15 protein-coding genes are annotated in these 15,603 nt (G+C 50.7%); 5 read left to right on the top strand and 10 right to left on the bottom strand.

Going from position 1 to position 15,603, the window contains the following annotated elements; all coding sequences use genetic code 11:
• Positions 1 to 69: 69 nt before the first annotated feature.
• Both ACP15Y_RS15300 and ACP15Y_RS15295 read left to right on the top strand, forming a co-directional pair.
• Positions 70 to 756, top strand: a complete 687-nt coding sequence (locus ACP15Y_RS15300; RefSeq protein ID WP_424983980.1) for a TRAP transporter small permease — start codon at positions 70 to 72, stop codon at positions 754 to 756.
• Positions 756 to 2,375: a TRAP transporter large permease gene (locus ACP15Y_RS15295; protein WP_424983979.1), complete on the top strand. Its 1,620-nt coding sequence runs from the start codon at positions 756 to 758 to the stop codon at positions 2,373 to 2,375. Before ACP15Y_RS15300 ends, ACP15Y_RS15295 begins: the two co-directional genes overlap by 1 nt.
• 43 nt (positions 2,376 to 2,418) lie before the next feature.
• Here the strand turns inward: ACP15Y_RS15295 and ACP15Y_RS15290 are convergent, their stop codons facing one another.
• Together ACP15Y_RS15290 and ACP15Y_RS15285 are read right to left on the bottom strand one after the other, a co-directional pair.
• Entirely contained in the window at positions 2,419 to 3,642 is a 1,224-nt protein-coding gene (locus ACP15Y_RS15290) for an APC family permease (protein WP_424983978.1), read from the bottom strand.
• Positions 3,643 to 3,703: 61 nt separating this feature from the next.
• Positions 3,704 to 5,170: a protein adenylyltransferase SelO gene (locus ACP15Y_RS15285; protein ID WP_424983977.1), complete on the bottom strand. Its 1,467-nt coding sequence runs from the start codon at positions 5,168 to 5,170 to the stop codon at positions 3,704 to 3,706.
• Between the two features lie 89 nt (positions 5,171 to 5,259).
• On the opposite strand from ACP15Y_RS15285, the gene ACP15Y_RS15280 reads away from it, so the two are divergent.
• Positions 5,260 to 6,504: an NAD(P)/FAD-dependent oxidoreductase gene (locus ACP15Y_RS15280; RefSeq protein ID WP_424983976.1), complete on the top strand. Its 1,245-nt coding sequence runs from the start codon at positions 5,260 to 5,262 to the stop codon at positions 6,502 to 6,504.
• Between the two features lie 51 nt (positions 6,505 to 6,555).
• On the opposite strand, the gene ACP15Y_RS15275 is transcribed toward ACP15Y_RS15280, so the two are convergent.
• The 6 genes from ACP15Y_RS15275 to ACP15Y_RS15250 all read right to left on the bottom strand — a co-directional run bounded on the left by ACP15Y_RS15275 (position 6,556) and on the right by ACP15Y_RS15250 (position 13,127).
• Positions 6,556 to 7,383: a dipeptide ABC transporter ATP-binding protein gene (locus ACP15Y_RS15275; RefSeq protein ID WP_424983975.1), complete on the bottom strand. Its 828-nt coding sequence runs from the start codon at positions 7,381 to 7,383 to the stop codon at positions 6,556 to 6,558.
• Positions 7,380 to 8,234 carry an ABC transporter ATP-binding protein gene (locus tag ACP15Y_RS15270; RefSeq protein WP_424983974.1) on the bottom strand — a complete coding sequence of 285 codons (855 nt, stop codon included), beginning with the start codon at positions 8,232 to 8,234 and terminating at the stop codon, positions 7,380 to 7,382. The genes ACP15Y_RS15275 and ACP15Y_RS15270 overlap by 4 nt, the downstream gene beginning before the upstream one ends.
• Before the next feature lie 5 nt (positions 8,235 to 8,239).
• The gene (locus tag ACP15Y_RS15265) at positions 8,240 to 9,166 is read right to left on the bottom strand and encodes an ABC transporter permease subunit (protein ID WP_424983973.1); all 927 of its coding nucleotides are present in this window, start codon (positions 9,164 to 9,166) and stop codon (positions 8,240 to 8,242) included.
• A gap of 10 nt (positions 9,167 to 9,176) precedes the next feature.
• Entirely contained in the window at positions 9,177 to 10,184 is a 1,008-nt protein-coding gene (locus ACP15Y_RS15260; RefSeq protein WP_424983972.1) for an ABC transporter permease subunit, read from the bottom strand.
• Positions 10,185 to 10,248: 64 nt separating this feature from the next.
• Complete coding sequence (locus ACP15Y_RS15255; RefSeq protein ID WP_424983971.1) at positions 10,249 to 11,844, bottom strand: ABC transporter substrate-binding protein; 1,596 nt, start codon at positions 11,842 to 11,844, stop codon at positions 10,249 to 10,251.
• 416 nt (positions 11,845 to 12,260) lie between these two features.
• Positions 12,261 to 13,127: a glycosyltransferase family 2 protein gene (locus ACP15Y_RS15250; RefSeq protein ID WP_424983969.1), complete on the bottom strand. Its 867-nt coding sequence runs from the start codon at positions 13,125 to 13,127 to the stop codon at positions 12,261 to 12,263.
• Between the two features lie 225 nt (positions 13,128 to 13,352).
• On the opposite strand from ACP15Y_RS15250, the gene ACP15Y_RS15245 reads away from it, so the two are divergent.
• Both ACP15Y_RS15245 and ACP15Y_RS15240 read left to right on the top strand, forming a co-directional pair.
• Complete coding sequence (locus tag ACP15Y_RS15245; RefSeq protein WP_424983968.1) at positions 13,353 to 13,775, top strand: Hsp20 family protein; 423 nt, start codon at positions 13,353 to 13,355, stop codon at positions 13,773 to 13,775.
• Positions 13,776 to 13,819: 44 nt separating this feature from the next.
• Complete coding sequence (locus tag ACP15Y_RS15240; protein WP_424983967.1) at positions 13,820 to 14,086, top strand: DUF1150 family protein; 267 nt, start codon at positions 13,820 to 13,822, stop codon at positions 14,084 to 14,086.
• A gap of 94 nt (positions 14,087 to 14,180) precedes the next feature.
• Here ACP15Y_RS15240 and ACP15Y_RS15235 read toward each other — a convergent pair whose 3' ends face one another.
• A complete protein-coding gene (locus tag ACP15Y_RS15235) occupies positions 14,181 to 14,648 on the bottom strand; it encodes a PTS sugar transporter subunit IIA (RefSeq protein WP_424983966.1) in 468 nt (155 codons plus the stop codon).
• A gap of 40 nt (positions 14,649 to 14,688) precedes the next feature.
• Entirely contained in the window at positions 14,689 to 15,258 is a 570-nt protein-coding gene (gene hpf / locus ACP15Y_RS15230) for a ribosome hibernation-promoting factor, HPF/YfiA family (RefSeq protein WP_424983965.1), read from the bottom strand.
• Positions 15,259 to 15,603 lie beyond the last annotated feature (345 nt).

Below are 15,603 nucleotides of genomic sequence, written 5' to 3'. Positions count from 1 at the left end.
TCCATAAATCTACGCCGCGTCCCTTTGGTGGGACGCGGCTTTTGCTTTGACGGGGCAAAGGAGGGGGCTATGGCCGCATATTGGCTATATGGCATTATTGCTGTGCTTATCGCCGCCATATTTTTGGCGGAACGCAAATACCCAGAAGTAATCAGCAATTTAGAAGAAAATATTTTGGCGCTCTTATTGGCGGCAATCACTTTGGTGTCTTTTGTGCAAGTGGTGCTACGCTACGGGTTCAACTCTGGATTTGGCGGCGCATTGCAACTCACACGCATTCTGTTTGCGTGGATGATTTTGATCGGCATGAGCTATGGCGTCAAAATGGGCAGTCACCTCGGGGTCGACGCCTTTGTGCGCATGTTGCCCAAGCGCGGCCTGCGCCTTGCTGCCTTGTTTGGCGCGGCCTGCACTGCGCTATATGCGATCATTCTGCTCAATGCAGATTGGCTCAGCATTTTCGGTGCCAATGGCAAAGGTGGGGCCATGACATATTGGTCGAAAATGTTCCAGCTGCAATTGGGTTTGGAAGATTTGAAATATCCAACCTTTATGGTTGACCAGTTTGGCTGGCCAGAGCGCGTGCAGCGCTGGGTGGCTTATCTCATCTTGCCAATCTCACTTGCCCTTTTGGCCTTCCGGTCCATTGAGGCATTTGTCCAAATTTTCAAAGGCGAGCGCGATTTGATGATTGCGGGCCATGAAGCTGAAGATTTGGTGGCTGAAAATAAAGATGCATTGAAGGAGGCAAACTAATGGTCTCTGCAATTTTGTTCACAATGGTGCTCGTCTTGCTGTTGCTTGGCGTGCCGGTGGCCGTCTCCCTAGGCCTTGCGTCGGTGTTGGTGATTGCGTTCTTCTCCACCGACTCTATTTCCTCCGTGGCGCTGCAATTGTTCACCGCGTCACAAAACTATACGCTTTTGGCCATTCCCTTCTTCATCTTGGCTGCAAGCTTTATGTCCACTGGCGGTGTGGCCAAGCGGATCATCCGGTTTGCCATCGCCTCCGTTGGCCATTTCCGCGGCGGCCTCGCCATGGCCTCTGTGTTGGCCTGTATGATGTTCGCGGCTTTGTCTGGCTCGTCTCCGGCAACCGTTGTGGCCATCGGCACCATCGCCATCGCAGGCATGATGCAGGTAGGCTATTCGAAAGAGTTCGCAGCAGGCATTATTGCCAATGCGGGCACGTTGGGCATCCTGATTCCGCCCTCCATCGTTATGGTGGTTTATTCCGCCGCCACACAAGTGTCCGTGGGGCGCATGTTCTTGGCAGGCGTTCTGCCGGGGCTTCTGGCGGGCGGCATGTTGATGTTGGCCATCTATGTGGTGGCACGCATCAAAAAGCTGCCAGCGGAACCCTGGCGCGGCTTTGGCGAGATTTTGCAGGGCGGCAAAGAAGCGGGCTGGGGCTTGTTCTTGATCGTCATCATTATTGGCGGCATTTATGGCGGGGTGTTCACCCCAACAGAAGCTGCTGCTGTTGCTGCCGTTTACGCATTCCTTATTGCGATCTTTGTCTATCGGGATATGGGCCCCTTGGCGGGCATCACTTGGATTCCCGAAGATGCGCCTGTTGAAGCGCGTGTTGGCTTCTCGGCTACCGTATATGCTCTCGGCATCTTCTTTGTGTGGATGGCTTTGTCCTACTTTGTGGTGGGTCGTGATAGTGAAATCAGCCTTGAAGCACGGTTCTGGGCGGGCATCATATTGTCAGTGGCGGTCATGATCGCTTACAGCATGTGGCGCGACCCAAAAACCAGCATCGCCCGGGTGCCGATGTTGCTTGTGCGGGGCTTGCCGATTTGGGGCAAAAACCTCGTGTTGGTGCTCACCCGTTTCTTCCCCGCCTTGGTGCATAATGATACGCGGCGAGTGATGGTTGAAGCGTCGCGCACCACCTTGATGTTGATGTTCATCATCGTCAACGCGCTGCTCTTCGCTCACGTTTTGACGTCTGAGCGCATTCCACAATCCATCACAAACCTAATGTTGGATGCAGGCTTTAACTGGTTCACCTTCTTGATTGCAGTAAACATTTTGCTGTTGATCGGCGGTCAGTTTATGGAGCCATCAGGCCTGTTGCTGATTGTTGCGCCGGTGGTGTTTCCCATTGCCATGGAGTTGGGCGTCGACCCAATCCATTTGGGCATCATCATGGTGGTGAATATGGAAATCGGCATGATCACACCGCCCATTGGCCTCAACCTGTTTGTGACCTCGGGCATAACGGGCATGAGCCTCATTCAGGTAGTGAAAGCGGCGGCACCGTTCGTAGCTGTGTTGTTGATCTTCTTGGTAATTGTGACGTACACGCCCCAGCTATCAACGCTGCTCCCCTATGCGATGATGGGGCCGGAAATCATCACGCGCTAACGCAATATGCTGCCGAGCCCATCTAAGGCCCGGCAGCTCTTTCTTAGAAAAGCTTGATCGCTTCGCTTAGCAACAATCCTGCTGAAATTAACGTGCCAAACAATCCCAACCATTCCCAATGGCGCAGGGCGGCTGGCGCATCTTTGCGCCGAGCAATTTGCCAAAGGGAAAAGTTCACCAAGCTAAATACAAATAGGATGATGGCACTTGTGGCCTGCGCCAAATGTACCAGCGGAAAGCTGATGGCGAGCACAATGGTTAGGCCAGCAACAAACCAAGTCGAAAACAAAGGTGTTTGGTGCTTCGGATCAAGTTGGCCAAAAATACCAGGCACAAGCCCTTCGTTTGCCATGCCGTAAAGCACCCGCGACGCCATAACAATCTGCACCAAAATGCCATTCACCATCGCAATGGTGGCGATCACGGCAATCGGGGCACCCGAGCGGCCGGAAAGGGCGGCGAACAAGTCCACCATTGGGGCGGCACTGTTTGCTAATTTAGTTTGGTCCATGCTGGTGATGGCGACCAAGGCCACCAGCATATAAACCAACACGGTCAATATGAGCGTGATGAGGATCGCGAGGGGCACATTCTTATGCGCATCCTTAGTTTCCTCAGCCATATTCTCAATATCTTCAAACCCAACAAAGGCGAAAAAGGCAATCATCGCCGCGCTGGTCACTGCCATCATATTGGCGTTCTCCGCCAACGGATTGAGGCTTTGAGCCAGATAGCCAACATCGTCCAGATTGGGTATCCCCATCGCACCGATCACGATTAAGGTGCCAATTTCCAATATGGTGATTGTAGCGGCAAAAATAACGCTTTCTCGCACACCAAACCATGCAATGCCGGCTAAGCTGATAACAACAACGCTGGTGATAAAGGGCGTCGGCAGGTGGATGAGTTGTTGAAAATATCCCGCAAAGGCGAGTGCGACAACCGCGCTGGAAATGATGGCAGTAGCGGTTACGCCTAAGCCCACAACACGGCCCCAAAATGCACCGATCCCAATATTGACAAACACCGCTTCGCCGCCCGCGCGCGGATAAACGGAGGAAAGTTTGGCATAAGAAAGGCCCGTCGCTGCTGCGATAACACCAGCCAGCAAGAAGGCGAGGGGGGCCTGCTGCCCAGCAAGACCAACAATTTCGCCGATCAGTGCAAATATGCCCGCCCCAATGGTCACGCCAATGCCGTAAAAAACGAGCATGGGCAGCGACAAGGTGCGCTTTAGTTTAACTTGTGCATTCTCCGGCGTGCGCATCTGAACTCTCCATTATTGGTCAGAGAATAATGGAAACGGATCGTGGTGCAATTGATCTAGATTAGGTGCCGCAAAATGTTCTCTGCACCCGCTCTTCATTGGCAGGTGGCGCGGTGAACGCATCAAATTCAGGTTGATCGTCATAAGGGTGCTGATAGACCTGATTGAGCGTGTTGAACAGGCTCAAATCGCCGTCCATTGCCTCGGCAATCATGCGCTCCATCAAATGGTTGCGCGGTATAAAGCGCGGATTGCTCAGGCGCATTATCTCCTGACGGGCTGTCAGTGATGTGTCTTCATTGTCATGGGCTGCTGCCCATTTGCCGAGCCAATCGCGCCAGCTATCGCCCTCAAACTTATTGGCATTTACCTCAATTTCCGCTGGATCAAGCGACACAAGCTTTCGGAAGCCATTTGTGAAATCGAGATTATATTCTTGCAATAGGTCCAGATAGGCCACGGCCAACGCCATGTTGTCTTCAGTGAGGCTAAGGCCAATTTTTCGGCACAGCCCGGTCTTGAAGGCTTCGTCAAACTGCGGCGCAAACGCATTGATTGCATCTTGCGCCAATTGCACGGCGGCATCCCCATTTTCATGCAAAATGGGCAAGAAACATTGTGCCAACACACCCAAATTCCAGCGGGCGATCCGTGGTTGATTGTGATAGGCATAGCGCCCAAATTCATCAATCGAACTGAAAACGGTTTCGGGATGATAGTGATCCATGAAGGCACAAGGACCATAATCAATGGTCTCGCCAGAAACTGCCATATTGTCCGTGTTCATCACCCCATGGATAAAGCCAATCAATTGCCAATGTGCGATTAACTCTGCTTGCCGCGCGATTATTGCTTCCAACAATTTGACATATTTATGCTCGGCATCGCGCAGGTCAGGATAGTGACGTTCAATCACGAAATCGGCTAATTGGGCGAGTGCTTCGTGCTCCCCCCGTGCCATAAAATATTGAAACGTGCCGACGCGCACAAAGCTGGTGGCAATGCGGGTGAGCACAGCGCCGGGCAGTCCTGTTTCGCGTTGCACCCGCTCGCCCGTTGAAATGGCAGCCAGCGCCCGCGTTGTGGGCACGCCGAGATTGTGCATGGCTTCGCTCATCACATATTCGCGCAGCACTGGCCCCAACGCGGCCCTTCCATCGCCATTGCGGGAGAAGGGGGTCGGCCCTGAACCTTTCAATTGCACATCGTATGTTTGACCATTAGGTGCAGTCACATCACCCAGAATGTGGGCGCGTCCGTCGCCCAGCTGGGGTACCCAATTTCCAAACTGGTGGCCAGCATAGGCCATCGCCACCGGTTGGCTGCCGTCGGCTACTTTGTTGCCGGACAAAATTGCCATCCCCTCGTCGCCTTGCCAAAAGCCTCGATCCAAACCCAATGTCTCGGCCAGTTTATTGTTAAACCCGATCCATGTGGGCGTGACCACAGGTGTGGGCGCAACAGGCGCGTAAAACAGATCGGGCAGGGCGGCAAAGCTTTGCCCTAAAGGGGTGGTGGGGATATCCATAAAAACCGTTCAACAATGATTTGAATTTTCGCGCAATATCGCGCACTTTTGTGGCGATTATTAGCAGTTTTACAAAAGGATGGCCAATCGTGGCTCAGGAGCAATTTGCGCAAACAGGTCCAAAGGTCGCCATTATTGGCGCGGGCATTGTTGGGGTCACTACTGCATTGCGGCTGAAAGAGCTGGGTGCATATCCGATCATTATTGATGCGGCGCCAGATGCAGCCACCGCGACCAGCGCGCAAAATGCAGCCCAGCTGAGCTACACTTCAGTGGATGCGGTTGCCTCACCCGCCTTGATTGGTCTGATGCCCAAAATCCTGACCGGCCAATCCCCCAGCGGCAAACTGAGCCCGCTTTGGGTGAAGGATTATTTCGTATGGGCGTTCAAATTTTTAAACGAAGCGCGGACCAGCCAATTCGAAAAAAACAGCCTTGCCAATTTGGCGTTAAGCCTTTCCTCAAAAGCTGTTTTCCAAGAATGGCTCGAAACCTACGATTTCGATTTTGATTATCGCGAGTCTGGCAAAGTGACTCTTCTGGGGCCAAACGCGAATTTCACCGCGACGCAGTTATGGGCCGATCAGAAAAAGAAATTGGGTGCTGAGATCGAAGTTTTGGATCATGAAGGCGTGGTGCGCAAAGAACCAACTTTCATTCAATTTCAAGGGCGCTGCAAAGGGGGCATTTATTCTGCTGGCGACGCGGTGGGCGATGCCCGCAAATTTGCCCGCGAAGCACTGCGCCATTTGGTTGAAACCGGCACCGGCGAGTTTTTGCCCAATCAAAAAGTGTTGGACGTGGTGATGGATCAGCTCGAAATGCGCTATTTGATCACCGATCAAGGCCGCGTAGAGGCCGATGCGTTTGTGATTTGCGCTGGATTGCAGTCTGTAGATCTGTGCGCTCGCTTGGGTAAAACGCTGCCTTTGGCGCCAATGGCTGGCTACAGCCTGTCATTGCCCCTGGGCAAAGCCGTGCCTGATTTAGCGATCACGGACGCGGAAAACAAAGCTGTGGTCACCCGCTTGGGCGATCGCATTCGCTATGCGGGCTATGCCGATTTTGTACCGCAGCAGCGTGGCATATCCGCAAGACGCCTCAACACCTTTAAAGCCAAACTGTTTGAACGTTTCCCACTGGTCGCTGAAGATTCTGGTGACCTTTCGCCTTGGATGGGCTTTCGCCCATTGACCCCAGATAGCCAACCCGTGATCGGGCGGCTAACCCAGAAGAATGGTTATATCAACACGGGCCATGGCATGTACGGTTGGGTGCTCAGCGCAGGTAGTGCGGATCGCATCGCACGGCAGATTATGAAAGAAGTGAAATAAAAAGGCGCTGCAAATGCAGCGCCTTTTAAACTTTAGAGATGTCTTCGCTGTTTATGCAGCGCTTACACCCAAACGTTTTTTGATCGACTCAATGCTGGCTCGTGGCGTCGCCGCCAACAAGGTTTTGGTATAGTCGTGCTGCGGGTTGCTGAAGATTTCATCCCGCGTGTTCTGCTCAACAATTTCGCCAAAATACATCACCATCACCCGGTCGGCGATATATTTCACAACGGATAGATCGTGAGAAATAAAGATGTAGGAGAGGTTGAACTCGTCCTGCAAATCCGCCAACAGGTTCAGGATTTGTGCCTGAACCGACAAATCAAGCGCCGAAACAGGTTCGTCCAGCACCAAAATGTCAGGCCGCATCATCAGCGCCCGTGCAATCGCAATCCGCTGACGTTGACCGCCAGAGAACATGTGCGGATAGCGGCCATAATGCACCGCATCCAAGCCCACTTTAAGCAACATCGCCATCGCCAATTCGCGCCGCTCTTCAGCAGGCATATCGGTGTTGATGATGAGGGGCTCTTCCAAAATCTCACCCACCTTTTGGCGCGGGTTGAGCGAGCCATATGGGTTTTGGAACACGATTTGCACATGTTGACGCATATCGCTGGTCGGAGGATTTTCACGGATGTCAATTTTTTGACCGTCAATCTCCAACTCACCTGCGGTTTGGGCGTCAATCAGCGTCAAAATCCGCGCAAGCGTGGATTTGCCACAACCGCTTTCGCCCACAAGCGCCAGGGTTTCGCCTTGCTTGAGTTCAAAGCTAACGCCCTTAAGCGCATGTACCACGTCGCCTTTTTTGAACATGGTTGCCTTGGTGACATAGTCGCGATGAATATCAGTCGCCTTAATCACGGTCTTGCTCATGCGCGTGTCTCCCCTTTTTCAAAGCTCTCAGCAAAGTCTGAAACAGTTGGAAGGCGGTCGCCTTCGGCGCGTTCAGGCAATGCTGACAACAGTGCTTTGGTATAGGCGTTTTGAGGGTTCTCAAACAAATCAAGCACATTGGCTTCTTCCATTTGTTGCCCTTTATATTGCACCACAACCCGGTGGGCTGTTTCCGCAACCACGCCCATATCGTGGGTGATCATGATCAATGCCATATTGGTCTTGGCCTGAATATCCAGCAACAGATCAAGGATCTGTTTTTGAATGGTCACATCCAGCGCCGTGGTTGGCTCATCGGCAATCAAAAGCTTTGGATCGCACGAGATCGCCATGGCAATCATCACCCGCTGACACTGGCCACCAGACAATTGGTGAGGATAGCTTTTCAGCTTCTTCTCAGGGTCTGGAATACCCACCAAATTGAACAATTCAAGCGCACGTTCTGCCCGCTCTTTTTTGTTTTTGTTGGTGTGTGTTTTGAGCATTTCATGAATTTGAAAACCCACTGTAAAACACGGATTAAGGCTGGCAATCGGCTCTTGAAAGATCATTGAGATGTCTTTGCCAATAATATGGCGGCGATCTCGATCGCTCAAATTGCTGATGTCTTTGCCTTCAAATTCAATTTTATCTGCTGTGATGGTGGCGGTGTTGGGCAATAGTCCCATCACAGCCAACATTGAAACAGACTTGCCAGAACCACTCTCGCCCACAATGGCGAGAATGTCATTTTGATCGACCTTGAAGTTCACCCCATCAACGGCCTTAAATGGGCCATCAGCGGTATCAAACGTCACTGTCAAATTTTCAATATTGAGTACATTGGTCATGATGATCAGCTCCGCTTGAGTTTCGGGTCAAGCGCATCGCGCAGGCCATCGCCCACCAGATTGATCGCCAAAACGGTGACCAAAATGGCAATGCCAGGGAAGGTCACAACCCACCATGCGCGCAACACAAATTCACGTGCTTCCGCCAACATGGTGCCCCATTCCGGGGTAGGAGGCTGTGCGCCCATGCCCAAAAAGCCCAACGCTGCCGCATCCAAAATGGCGGTAGAGAAAGACAATGTGGCTTGAACGATCAGCGGGGCCAAACAGTTCGGCAAGATGGTTTTAAACATCAAGCGTAAATGCCCAGCACCAGCAACCTTTGCACTTGTCACATATTCACGATTGGATTCAGACATCACAGCTGCACGTGTTAAACGCGCAAAGTGAGGTTGCAACACCACCGCAATCGCGATCATGGCATTCACCAAGCCTGGTCCCAAAATTGCCACCAGCACCAACGCCATTAGCAATGAAGGAAATGCAAGAATGATGTCCATGATCCGCATGATCAAGGCATCAACCCAGCCACGGAAGTAACCCGCGATCAGGCCGATCACAATGCCCCCAATCAAGGAGATGGTCACCACAACCACACCGATAAACAGCGAGAAGCGTGCGCCATGCATCAAACGCGAAAGAATGTCACGCCCAACAGCATCGGTGCCCAGAATGTAAGTCCATGTGCCCCCCTCTTGCCAAACAGGCGGCGTTAGAAACGCATCCCGGTTTTGGAAGTTGGGTTCGTGCGGTGCAATCCATGGGGCCAACACCGCCATAATGATCATGAAGCCAACAATGCACAGGCCGATCACAGCGCCCTTATTGGCGCTGAAATAGTGCCAAAACTCATTAAGGACAGACCAGCGCGCTTTGCGGGCTTCTGCTTTTACGACATCTTGATCGATATCTTTTAGTGTAGGATCAGTCATTTTCATATCCTCACTGATGCCGAATGCGCGGATTGATCAGACCGTAGAGCACGTCGACTGTCAGGTTCACCACCATAACAATCAAAGCAATCAACACCAAACCACCCTGTACGGATGGATAATCGCGCCTTGAAATACTATCGACCATCCACTTGCCAATGCCTGGCCAAGAAAAGATCGTTTCCGTTAAAATCGCCCCTGCGAGCAAAACGCCCACCTGCAGGCCAATTGTTGTAATCACGGGGATAAGCGCATTGCGCAACGCATGTACGCCAACAACCTGCAACTGGCCCAAGCCCTTTGCACGTGCAGTGCGCACATAGTCTTCACCCAACACTTCCAACATGGCCGAGCGTGTTTGCCGGGCAATCACCGCAAGCGGGATTGTGCCCAATACGATGGTCGGCAAAATCAAATGCATTGCTGCTGATTTGAAGGCGCCAGCCTGGCCCGACAGCAAGCTATCGATCAGCATGAAGCCGGTGACTTGCGGGAAGAAATAAAGCAAAGAGATGCGGCCTGAAACGGGCGTCCATCCCAATGTGCCGGAAAATAAAATGATGAGCAAAAGGCCCCACCAGAAAATCGGCATTGAATAGCCGGCAAGGGCAGTGCCCATGGCCACTTGGTCAAACCAAGAGCCGCGTTTAACCGCGGAGATGATGCCAGCCGGAATGCCGAGCACGATCGCGAAGATGATCGCGCAAAGCGCCAATTCAACTGTTGCTGGGAAAAGGGCCATAAATTCGTTCAGCACCGGTCGCTTGGTGGCAATCGATGTGCCAAAATCGCCTTGGAACAAACCAATCACATAAGTGAAATATTGTTCCCAAATAGGACGATCAAAGCCAAACTGCGTCAGCAATTGTTGGTAGCGTTCGGGCTCTACGCCCCGCTCCCCCGCCAGTGCAAGAATAGGATCCCCAGGCAGCACGCGTACAAAGCCAAAGGCGACGATCGTGATGCCGATAAATGTCGGTACAATAAGTACCAATTTGTTGAGCAGAAATTTCAGCATGTTCGTTCAAAAAGAAAGCAGGCGCCGCAAAGGGGCGCCTGCAATCAACCTTTTCCTTTAAGCCTTACTCGGCAAGATCAACACCGTCGAACCAGTGACCGCCCAATGGGTCCATCACATAGCCTTGGACTTTCTTGGACATTGGCATGAACACTGTTGAGTGTGCGATTGTTGCCCAAGGTGCTTCACGCTTAAACACAACTTGTGCTTCTTCATAAAGCTTGGTGCGCTCTTCTTGGTCCGAAATAGTTTTCGCTTTTTGGATCAAAGCTTCAAACTCTTCGTTACACCACTGAGCACGGTTTGAACCGCCAACACCGTCACAGCCCAAAAGAACCGCTAGGAAGTTGTCTGGATCACCGTTGTCACCAGTCCAACCAAGCAATACAGCGCCTTTACGATCAACTTCTTTAGAGCGAGCAAGATATTCACCCCACTCATAAGAAACGATTGTTACGTCCACACCGATTTTTGCAAAGTCAGCCTGAATAACTTCAGCCATACGACGTGCGTTCGGGTTGTAAGGACGCTGAACAGGCATTGCCCAGATTTCCATCTCAAGACCAGTCACGCCTTCAGCTTCAAGCATTGCTTTTGCAGCTTCAGGATCAAACGCGTCATCTTCGATGGCGTTATTGTATGACCACATGGTAGGTGGAATTGGGTTTTTGGCAGCAGAGCCAGCACCTTGGAACACAGCGTCCAAGATAGCTTGCTTGTTGATCGCCATGTTCAATGCTTTACGAACTTTTGCATTGTCAAATGGAGCAACTTGCGTGTTGTAAGCCAAATAGCCAACGTTCAAGCCTTCTTGTTCCATCATGACGAGGTTTTCGTCAGCGGCAAGGCCTTCAATGTCAGCTGGGTTTGGATATGGTGCCACGTGACACTCGCCAGCTTTCAGCTTTTGAGCGCGAACAGCAGCGTCTGTTGTAATCGCGAACACAAGATCGTCGATAGGCTGTTTGCCATCCCAATAATCAGGGTGCGCAGCATAGCGGATCACAGCGTCTTTTTGGTAAGCAACAAAGCTAAATGGACCCGTGCCAACTGGCTCTTGGTTCAACAACTCTTCAGTGCCTGCTTCTTTAAGCTGGTCAGCATATTCTGCAGATACGATTGAAGCAAAGTCCATTGCAAGGTTAGCGATCATTGGCGCTTCAGGACGGTTCAACACGAACTTAACGGTGTAATCGTCAACTTTTTCAATGTCTTTGATCAGGTCTGGCATGGACATACCGTTAAAGTATTCCCATGAAATGCCAGGCACATATTCGTACCATGGGTGATCAGCCAAACGCTGACGGTTGAATGAGAACAACACGTCGTCTGCGTTGAAATCACGTGTAGGTGTAAAGAAGCTCGTAGTATGGAACTTCACGCCCTTACGCAGGTTGAAAGTGTACTCAAGACCATCTTCAGACACTTCCCAGCTTTCAGCCAAACCAGGCTGAACTTGAGATGTGCCACGCTTAAATTCAACCAAACGGTTGTAAAGCGGCTTAGAAGACGCATCAAATGTTGTACCAGCAGTATATGGTGCAACGTCAAAACCTTCTGGTGAACCCTCAGAGCAGTATACTAGTGTTTTTGCGTAAGCGCTACCAGCCATCAACCCCATAAGGGCTGTTGCTGCTAGCAACTTTCCGAATTTTTTCATGATAATGTTCCCTCCAATATCATTGCATGCAGTTAGTGCATGCACCCGAGAGAAAAGACGCTTTTGCTTTCCGTTGCAACAGCAAATCAAAAAAATTTCGCCAAAATTGTCAGACGAGCCTTACTTTTTGTAAATTCTTGTCTGAATCTTGACTGGATAATCAAAAACTTAGTCTTGATTCGATGGGATTTTAGAACAATGGACCCTTCAGGGCGGTAAATTGTTGCTATGTCGCTGATAAATGAGACCATTTTAACGCCAAGCGCTGAGTAAAAAACAGATCGAGATGCAGAAATGTTTCGATATACAGTATTTTGATTCGATACTTTGGCGATGTATCGCAGTGCCCTGTTCGCGCTTTTAAACTTTCTTCAGTCTGAGCGGTTTTTTTGGTGCAAATTTCCGTTCAGTCGCCATCAACGCTCAAAAATGCGCTCTTTCTTTAGGTGCGCTTCCAGCAAATCTTCGAACAAAAAGGATGACGATTTTGCGCTCTGCGCCGCAAATGCAAGCTCAGTTTTTAAAGATGCGCGCAAAAAGGTTTCAAAGCCTTTCCGGGCCGCGGCTGAATCCACAAAATCATAATGATTGGTTTCAAGACGCGAGAGCAGCGTGCGTTTTATGTGTGCAAACTTGTCGGCGGCGGCTGGTCCATTGCTGATGGAGACGGCCTGTTTGCGATATAGATGCAGCGGCGCGGGTATGTGCAGGCATTTTGCTGTGTGACAGAAAGCCTTAAAAATCAAATCCATGTCCACAAGACAGGGTTGATTGACATCATAGGCAATTGGCAAGCGCGACCGATCATAGATGATCATGCTGTCCATTGAGATATTGATGAATTTGTAGATATCTGCCCCAAGTTCGCGTTGCGCGCCCTTTGTGCCCACTTGTCTTAGGGGCGCAAGGTTTGCATCTGTTATTTGCAATCCTGTGGAGATAAGCGGATGTGTTGCAAGCAACGGTGCAATGAGTTCAAGTTTTTCTGAAATAAACAGATCATCTGCATCAAGCACAGCGATAAAATCTGATTGGGCAGCCGCAACACCTACATTTCGGGCATTTGACGAACCGGTGCCTACGCCGCCAGTGTGGGTAAATCGAATGCGTTGATCTTTAAGGCCTGCGTCAGCCAAGAGCAGTTCATAATCTTCACCATCATCAATGCTGATCACCAATTCCCAACGCGCATAAGTTTGTTTGATCGCGCTTTGCACACTTTCGGCAATCGTGTCGCGGCACCGGAATGCAGGCATCACAATTGAGATAAAGGGACCAGACATAGATTAGCTGCCTTTCAGGCGGGTTGGGCTGAGTAAATCTTGTGATGATACGCATCATAGCGTCAAGCGGTTCGCCCTAATCGCGCTCAACTCTTGAATTCGACAATGGCTATGCCCATATTTCAATCAAGCGGCCATGCGGTGCCTGTTTGGGCCATATGGTCATTGTTGCTTGAACAGAACAGATGCGGGTGCGCAAGTCGGCCTGTGGTTGAAAGGATTATCATGTCCAGAATGTCTTTTTTCTCATCGCCCTTTTTGCTCGGATTTGAAGAAATTGAGCAACGCCTTGATCGGCTGGCCAAAGCGGCGGATGGGTATCCTCCTTATAATATCGAGCGCGTTTCAAACGAAGATGGTGCTGAGCTGTTCCACATTTCAGTGGCGGTAGCTGGCTTCACTGAAGAAGAGTTAGAAATTACGCTTGAGGACAACCAACTCCTCATTCGTGGGCGTCAGCAAGATGACCCCAATCGCGAGTTTTTGCACCGTGGCATCGCAGCACGCCAGTTCCAACGCAGCTTTTTGTTGGCCGATGGCATGCGCGTGGAAGGCGCCGCACTGAAAGATGGGCTTTTGAACATCTCTCTTGTGCGCCCCAACATTGAAAAAGTTGCGCGACGGATTGAAATTAAAACCGCTGATTAATCTCTTGCGTATAGAGTAGTGTAAGCGTTTTGAGGAGGTGTCCCATGACACACATCGAAAAAACCGAATCCCAAACGCCTTTGAGCGTTGAAGAATTTTTGGCCCTTGGCGGCGAAGAAATCGTTTATCGTCGCCGTTTGACCGGCAAGCAGCTGAAGGCATTTGTGCCGGAAGCCAAAAACGCCCCAGAGGCACAAATCTTTGAAGCCTTGTTTGGTGCCGATGGCACACCATTATTGGTTACGGACGACAGAAGATCCCTAACAGACTGGCTGGATGAAGCGGGTATGGATATGGCATTGCGCCACTAAACCAATCCGCACATGAGGGCAATTGCCCAAAATAAAAGCACATTCACTTCCCTCCCGGTGAATGTGCTTTTTTATTTGTGCGTTGCAGCAAAATTTAAGCTGCGTTGGTTTCTTCTGCTTCGCTGGTCAAAAACTCATAAATATCTTCAGCAGTTTGCAGATTGCGCAGCCGATCCATCAGCCCAGGTGTCCGGGTGAGGCGTGCAATGCGCGATAGGGCCTTCAAATGGTCCGCGCCGGAACCTTGAGGGGCCAGCAACACAAAAGCCAAATCAACGGGCTTGTCATCCACTGCGTCAAACTCGATGCCATGATCGAGACGAATAAGGATACAGTGAACGCCGTCCAGATCCTTCAGCTTGCCATGTGGAATGGCAATGCCGTCACCCAATCCGGTTGAGCCCAATTGTTCACGCTCTTTAAGCGTTTCAAAGATTTGGTGAGCATCAATGCCCACCAATTCACTTGCATGCTCAGCAGCAAGCTGCAAAAGCTGGCGTTTGCACGTGACTTTCGCGCAAGGCAAAACGGCCTTGCTCGCCAGAATCTGTGCGATTTCCATTTATGCGCCTTTCATTGTGATCAACGAAGGGGACAAGCGCTTACTTGTTCTCTAGGGCTGGGTCTACCCAACCAACATTCCCGTCAGCGCGACGGTAAACCACATTAACGCCGCCATGTCCAGCATGTCGGAACACAATTACGTCACTTTGGGCTAGGTCGAGTTCCATAACGGCCTCGCCTACGCTCATTCTGTGAAGGTTATCAGTTGTTTCCGCAATAATGGCTGGATTGAAGTCCTCTCCAACTTCTTCCTCTTTTTCGGGGGACGCCAAAATGTAAGACTGTGCTTGGAACTTGTCAGTCTGCGCATTGCGCCGGTGATTCTTCAGTTTACGCTTGTAACGACGCAGGCGTTTTTCAATGTGCCCGGCCGCATCTTCAAAGGCGGATGTCGCGTCGCCAGCATCTGCGCCAGCTTGCAGGACCACGCCTGTATCTAGGTGTACCACAACGTCCGCATTAAAGCGGCTACCTTCATGTTCAAGAGTGAGATGGCCATCATATCCACCATCAAAATATTTGGTGATCGCGGATTCCAAATGGTCATGCGCCTTTGTGCGAAGTGCATCGCCAACATCCATATTTTTTCCAGAAACACGTAGGCTCATAAGTGTACCCCTTTCTCTTTTGCTTATATAAGGGCGTTTTCGCCGAGGTAAATTGACCTCTGTCAATTATGACCTCACCTTATTTTAACGCCGCTTCGCGTTGGGATGCAATCACCCCTTATTGAGATTATCCGCTCTCGGGCCCTTCCAAATCATGAATAAAAGCACTAATATTCGCTCCATATTCGGATGACTCGTATTCGGATTTATTTCTCAATCATACCTATAAAGATGTGGTCGAATTCAGGTGGTTTCAAGGTGCACGCCGCCAGTTTGAACCATTCTCAAATCGCGCCATTTAGGGTGATTTGCCCTGCTTTTCTTGGTCCATGGGTTGCCGTGGCG

Source organism: Maritalea sp. S77, from assembly GCF_049801075.1.
GTDB lineage: Bacteria > Pseudomonadota > Alphaproteobacteria > Rhizobiales > Devosiaceae > Maritalea.
Note: the sequence above shows the minus strand (reverse complement) of the source record. Positions and strands in the feature narration are given on the sequence as shown.

Excerpts from the sequence above, each read along its gene's own strand:
- ACP15Y_RS15300 (WP_424983980.1), top strand. The coding sequence starts at position 70 with ATGGCCGCATATTGGCTATATGGCATTATTGCTGTGCTTATCGCCGCC.
- ACP15Y_RS15295 (WP_424983979.1), top strand. The coding sequence starts at position 756 with ATGGTCTCTGCAATTTTGTTCACAATGGTGCTCGTCTTGCTGTTGCTT.
- ACP15Y_RS15290 (WP_424983978.1), bottom strand. The coding sequence starts at position 3,642 with ATGCGCACGCCGGAGAATGCACAAGTTAAACTAAAGCGCACCTTGTCG.
- ACP15Y_RS15285 (WP_424983977.1), bottom strand. The coding sequence starts at position 5,170 with ATGGATATCCCCACCACCCCTTTAGGGCAAAGCTTTGCCGCCCTGCCC.
- ACP15Y_RS15275 (WP_424983975.1), bottom strand. The coding sequence starts at position 7,383 with ATGAGCAAGACCGTGATTAAGGCGACTGATATTCATCGCGACTATGTC.
- ACP15Y_RS15270 (WP_424983974.1), bottom strand. The coding sequence starts at position 8,234 with ATGACCAATGTACTCAATATTGAAAATTTGACAGTGACGTTTGATACC.
- ACP15Y_RS15265 (WP_424983973.1), bottom strand. The coding sequence starts at position 9,166 with ATGACTGATCCTACACTAAAAGATATCGATCAAGATGTCGTAAAAGCA.
- ACP15Y_RS15260 (WP_424983972.1), bottom strand. The coding sequence starts at position 10,184 with ATGCTGAAATTTCTGCTCAACAAATTGGTACTTATTGTACCGACATTT.
- ACP15Y_RS15255 (WP_424983971.1), bottom strand. The coding sequence starts at position 11,844 with ATGAAAAAATTCGGAAAGTTGCTAGCAGCAACAGCCCTTATGGGGTTG.
- ACP15Y_RS15250 (WP_424983969.1), bottom strand. The coding sequence starts at position 13,127 with ATGTCTGGTCCCTTTATCTCAATTGTGATGCCTGCATTCCGGTGCCGC.
- ACP15Y_RS15245 (WP_424983968.1), top strand. The coding sequence starts at position 13,353 with ATGTCCAGAATGTCTTTTTTCTCATCGCCCTTTTTGCTCGGATTTGAA.
- ACP15Y_RS15240 (WP_424983967.1), top strand. The coding sequence starts at position 13,820 with ATGACACACATCGAAAAAACCGAATCCCAAACGCCTTTGAGCGTTGAA.
- ACP15Y_RS15235 (WP_424983966.1), bottom strand. The coding sequence starts at position 14,648 with ATGGAAATCGCACAGATTCTGGCGAGCAAGGCCGTTTTGCCTTGCGCG.
- hpf (WP_424983965.1), bottom strand. The coding sequence starts at position 15,258 with ATGAGCCTACGTGTTTCTGGAAAAAATATGGATGTTGGCGATGCACTT.